The organism is Streptomyces spongiae (assembly GCF_009377185.1).
GTDB classification, from domain to species: Bacteria; Actinomycetota; Actinomycetes; order Streptomycetales; family Streptomycetaceae; genus Streptomyces; species Streptomyces spongiae.
Genome location: NZ_VJZC01000855.1, coordinates 1 through 3,109 on the forward strand (window position 1 = coordinate 1; position 3,109 = coordinate 3,109).

Here is a 3,109-nt window from a genome sequence, read left to right on the forward strand (position 1 = left end):
GTCCGGTACCCCGAGGGCCACCCCGCCCTCCAGTCCGTCGACCGCCTCGGCTCCGTACGCGCCAGCGCCGACACCGGCACGCCCGAGGCCGCCCGCGAATGGGCCACCGCCCGCCAGTGGCCCCCCGACACGGTCCACGCCCTGTGCACCGTCCTCCGCAGCCGCGGCCGCACCCTGGGCGTCGTCACCTTCCTCCGCACCGCCGGCCGCACCCAGTTCGTACGCCCCGACGCGACGTACGCGGAGGACGTGGCGGCGCGGATCGCGGGGGCGCTGGATCTGGCGGGGTTGGTGGAGAAGGAGTAGCCGCCTCTGGTGGGCCCTTGGGCGGTCGATTGGACTTTCGGCAGTGTCCGGCGCGCTCGGATGTCCGTACCGTCGCTTCCGTGGCCAGTGCAACGTTCAACAGAGGGTCCGTTCTCCCGACCGGAGCCGCGGCCGTGGCCGCCGGGCTGAGCATGGTGAACCCGTGGTGGGCCGTACCGACCGCCGTCGCCGCGTTCCTGGCCGGGCGGCGCCCCGGACGGGCCGGGCCGGTGGTGCTCACCCTGGTCGCGACCGTCGCCGTCGGCGTGGTGGCCGTGTCCGTCGTACCCGCCTGGCTTCCGCTGGGGAGCCGGTTCGTGGCCGTGGTCGTGTTCGCCGCGATGCTGCCCTGGTTCGCGGGCCGGTTCCGGCGCCAGTACCAGGAGCTCGTCCGGGCCGGCTGGGAGCGTGCCGAGCAGTTACGGCGCGAGCAGGAACTGGTCGCCGAGCAGGCACGGCTGCGCGAGCGGGCCCGTATCGCCCAGGACATGCACGACGTGCTCGGCCACGACCTCAACCTGATCGCGCTGTCGGCCGGCGCCCTGAAGCTCGCCCCGGACCTGGACGAACAGCATCGGAGGGCCGCGGGCGACATCAGGGCGAGGGCGGCGGCCGCGGTGGAGCGGCTCGGGGAGGTGATCGGTGTCCTGCGGGACGGGACAGACGACTCGTCGGCGCCGCCCGTCGGCTCCAGTGGCACGCAAGCGACCATCGCGGACCTGACCGCCGGGGCCACCGCGTCCGGGCTCGCGGTCGAGCTACGCGCCGACGGCACGGCGGACGACCTCCCGCCCACGGTGGAACGGGCCGCCCACCGCGTCGTACAGGAGGCCCTGACCAACATCGCCCGGCACGCGCCCGGCGCGGCGGCGACCGTCCATGTGACGCACACGGACACGGAGACGCGGGTGGTGGTGGAGAACGGTCCGCCGTCGCCGTCCGCTGCGGTCGCCGGGGCGCCCCGGGGCGGAGGACACGGCCTCATCGGCCTCGAGGAACGTGTGCGATGGGCCGGCGGTTCCTTGCACCACGGCCCGCGGGGCGGGGGTGAGGCGGGTTTCGCGGTCGTCGCACGGCTTCCGCACGTTGCCCCGGCCGGGCCACCGCCGCCACCGGCCACGCCCGCCCCCGCCGAATCCGCGCTGCCGCTGGAACACCACCGTGCCTGGCTGCGCGTACGCCGGGTCCTCGTCCTCGCCGTCATGCTGCCCCTGCTGACGGGAGCGGTGCTGAGCGGAGCGCTCATGGCGTGGGAGACGTGGTCGGCGTCCCGGTCGGTCCTGGAGCCCGGCGCCTACGCCCGACTGCGCGTGGGACAGGATCGTTCGACGGTGGAGCGCCACCTGCCGGACCGCCAGACGAACCACCGGCCGTCGGCCACCGAACCGAGAGGAGCCGACATCACGTGCGAGTACTACGCGATGACCGCCGACCGCTTCGACGACCGCTCCGGAGACGCCTACCGGCTCTGCTTCCGGAACGACACCCTGGTGTCCCTGGACACGCTGACCCCGTGAGCGCCCGATGATCCGCGTCCTGATCGCCGACGACGAGCCGATGATCCGCGCGGGCGTACGCGCCGTGCTCACCACCGCTCCCGACATCGAGGTCGTCGCCGAGGCCGCCGACGGGCACGACGCCGTGGAACTGGCCCGGCGGCACCGCCCCGCCGTGGCCGTGCTCGACATCCGTATGCCGGGGCTGGGCGGTATCGAAGCGGCGGCGGAGATCCGCAGCGCGGTGCCGGCCACGGGCGTCGTCATGCTGACGACGTTCGGCGAGGACGACTACATCCTCCGGGCTCTCGGCGGTGGCGCGTCCGGCTTCCTGATCAAGTCGGGCGAGCCCGAGGAACTGATCGCCGGGGTCCGCGCGGTGGCCGAGGGCGCCGCCTACCTGTCACCGAAGGTCGCGGCCCGCGTCGTCGCGCACCTCGCGGCGACGGGCGCCGGAGCCCTGGCCGGTCGCCGCTCCACCGCCCGTGCCCAGGTCGACGCCCTCACCGCCCGCGAACGAGAGGTGCTGACCTTCCTCGGCAGCGGCCTGTCCAACGGACAGATCGCCCGACGGCTCCACGTGGTGGAGGGAACGGTCAAGGCCCACGTGAGCTCCATCCTGGCGGGACTGGGCGTGGACAACCGCGCCGCTGCCGCCGTCGTGGCCCACGAGGCGGGCATCGTCCCTCCCCCACCGTGACAGGCACCGTGCCGCGACCCGCTGGGCGAACGGCAGCGACGCGACCAGCACGGCCACCACGACGGCACTGCCGAGCACCGCACCGGCGAGCACGTCGTGCGGATAGTGCACGCCCACAAGAACCCGCGACAACGCGGCGGCCCCGGCCACCGGCAACGTGAGCACGGCCAGACGGGGCCGCACCACAGCCACACCCACGGCCAGCCCGGCCGCGAGGGTGGCGTGATTACTGGGAAACGACCAGTCCCCCACCGCGGGACACTCCGCGACGGAATCGACCCCCGCCCCCAGCACCCGACAGGGCCGCTCCTCGTCCACCACCAGCTTCACGGCCTCACTGACGGCATAACCCACCACGGTCCCGAACCCGGCCAGCACGGCTCCGGCAACCTCTCGCGCCTCCCTGCGGCGAACCCCCGTCCACCACACCCAGACCAGCAGCAACCCGAGCACCACGAGGGTTCCCTCGGAAGCCACCTCCAGCAGCGTGCCCAGCCACGCCGGCGCCTCCGCCGCCACCCCGGCCAGGGACCGGTACGCATCCGCCGAGGCCCCACCGGTGACCTCGACGGCACGGGCGTCCCCCAGCCCGCCCGGAGACAACCAC

The 3,109-nt window shown here is 74.2% G+C and carries 3 protein-coding genes and 1 pseudogene; 3 read left to right on the forward strand and 1 reads right to left on the reverse strand.

What is annotated here, in order from left to right; translation table 11 throughout:
• From FNH08_RS47810 to FNH08_RS52800, 3 genes are all read left to right on the forward strand, one after another.
• Positions 1-306, forward strand: a 306-nt coding sequence (locus FNH08_RS47810; protein WP_194238867.1) for a GAF domain-containing protein, incomplete at its 5' end; no start/stop codon positions are given.
• A gap of 152 nt (positions 307-458) precedes the next feature.
• A complete protein-coding gene (locus FNH08_RS47815) occupies positions 459-1,823 on the forward strand; it encodes a sensor histidine kinase (protein ID WP_152778168.1) in 1,365 nt (454 codons plus the stop codon).
• A gap of 7 nt (positions 1,824-1,830) precedes the next feature.
• Positions 1,831-2,502, forward strand: a complete 672-nt coding sequence (locus tag FNH08_RS52800) for a response regulator (RefSeq protein WP_152778167.1) — start codon at positions 1,831-1,833, stop codon at positions 2,500-2,502.
• Positions 2,503-2,604: 102 nt separating this feature from the next.
• Here the strand turns inward: FNH08_RS52800 and FNH08_RS52805 are convergent.
• Positions 2,605-3,021: pseudogene (locus tag FNH08_RS52805) on the reverse strand (phosphatase PAP2 family protein); the annotation flags it as partial.
• Positions 3,022-3,109: the final 88 nt, after the last annotated feature.